Origin of the sequence: Mycobacterium simiae (genome assembly GCF_008370645.1) — a bacterium.
GTDB lineage: Bacteria > Actinomycetota > Actinomycetes > Mycobacteriales > Mycobacteriaceae > Mycobacterium > Mycobacterium simiae_A.
In genome coordinates this window covers 1-1,552 of record NZ_VTZN01000375.1, presented here as the reverse complement: position 1 = coordinate 1,552, position 1,552 = coordinate 1, and the positions used below count along the sequence as shown (strand labels likewise).

Here is a 1,552-nt window from a genome sequence, read left to right as displayed (position 1 = left end):
CGAACCCGATGAGTTTGGCCCAGGCAACCAGATCGGTGGCAGCCAAGATGATTTCCAGCCATGCGGCGTTCGCGTGGAAGCCATGGCAGGTTGGCCAGCCCGGTTGCTTTGCCTTCGCGGATGCGATCTTCCACGCGGGCGTGTTGGCGGTGTCGCGGCTCGAGCCCGGCCGGCTGCCCCGGGATGAGCCCAGGGGTGTGTCGGTGATGAACGCGGTGACCCGCATGCCGTCGACGTCGGCGAACCGCAACTGTGCGCCGGGGTGCGGACGCTCTTTGCGCAGGATCAACTGGGTCCCGGCAGGCCATGCGGACACGTTGACCAGATCGGTGGCCTCAGCCACCCAGGCTCCGTCACGGATCTCCCCGGTGGTGTCGATCGCCGGGTACCAAGCGTTGGCGCGGTGGAGGGTGTCCACGGCGTCCTGCACGCGATAATCGACCGGGTAACCAAAAGAGAATCCAGCCTGGTGATCGCGGCAGGCCGTGGCGAAGGCGTGGGTGGCCCCGGCCGAGTCTGAGCGCACCACAACCTTGGGTGCGGTGGGATTGTCGGGGCCGTGACGCCAATCGGCCGGTGCGACGACAGCGCCTGCTGCAGGACAGTGATGTGGTCGGCCGCGGTGTTGCTGCCCGCGTTGCCTTGGCGCAGCAGTCCGGCCAAAGCCTCGCCCCCGGCGATCTCCGGGCGGTCCAAAACGCCAACAACGGATGGTGCCCGAACGACTTTTTCCAGGTAGCAGCCGCATTCTCTTGTTGTCGGAGTGGTCGATGGTCAAGGTGGCGTCGATATCGATGTGCAGCCACTCACCGGGTGCAGGGTTGGCTCCTGCGGCCCATGCTGCCGCCCTGGCCGCAGCGCGGGCAGCGCGCACTGCCGGCAGGTGCGTCGCGTCCACGCGCTGGTCGACCAACCGCCACATGGTGGTGGTCGATGCCGCCGCACCGAAAACATGCTCGCGGTCTCCGCACAGCTGCCCGACCCCGTCAATACAGTCCGCACCGTCGGCCACCGCCGCCGCCAGATCAGCGAACACCGCGCCCGGCGCATACACCCATGGACCCTTATACGTGTCGGCCAACGCGGCCGTGACCTGCGCCGACAGCCCGAACCGGATTCCGTGCGCACACCCCCACGACCACGGCGTACTCAAACAACCCGCGCACTGGTGCGATACGGCGGTTCATCGTCGCCGGAGCCGGCCCCGCTCTGCTCGACAACCGCACCACCACAGCCGATCTCGCACCACGAAACGACTTTTGCTGCCAATCCAGATAATCGAACAGATCCGCAGGCGCCACCGCATCTAACCGCAGCGCCCGCGCCGTGAGAAACCGCAAAAAATTCAGCAGATCGAACGCATACGCTCGCCTCGTCGCCGGCGAGAAGTTGCGAATGCTGAGATGTTCGAGGAACGCGTTCATCACATCGACGTCACCCGCGTCACCCTCGACCCGATGGCCAGCATCATCGGTTATCACTCGTAGTCCCATGAGCTTCCTCCTCGAAGCCGGACTGACCCCAGTCTCGCCTCCAAAACACACACCGGCGG

2 protein-coding genes are annotated in these 1,552 nt (G+C 65.9%); both read right to left on the bottom strand.

The window, feature by feature from the left end:
- On the bottom strand, nt 1–1,081 hold a 1,081-nt coding region (locus F0Q45_RS25895), incomplete at its 3' end, for a transposase (RefSeq protein ID WP_188113176.1).
- Complete coding sequence (locus F0Q45_RS25890; RefSeq protein ID WP_149656580.1) at nt 1,065–1,493, bottom strand: site-specific integrase; 429 nt, start codon at nt 1,491–1,493, stop codon at nt 1,065–1,067. The genes F0Q45_RS25890 and F0Q45_RS25895, both read right to left, overlap by 17 nt.
- Nucleotides 1,494–1,552 lie beyond the last annotated feature (59 nt).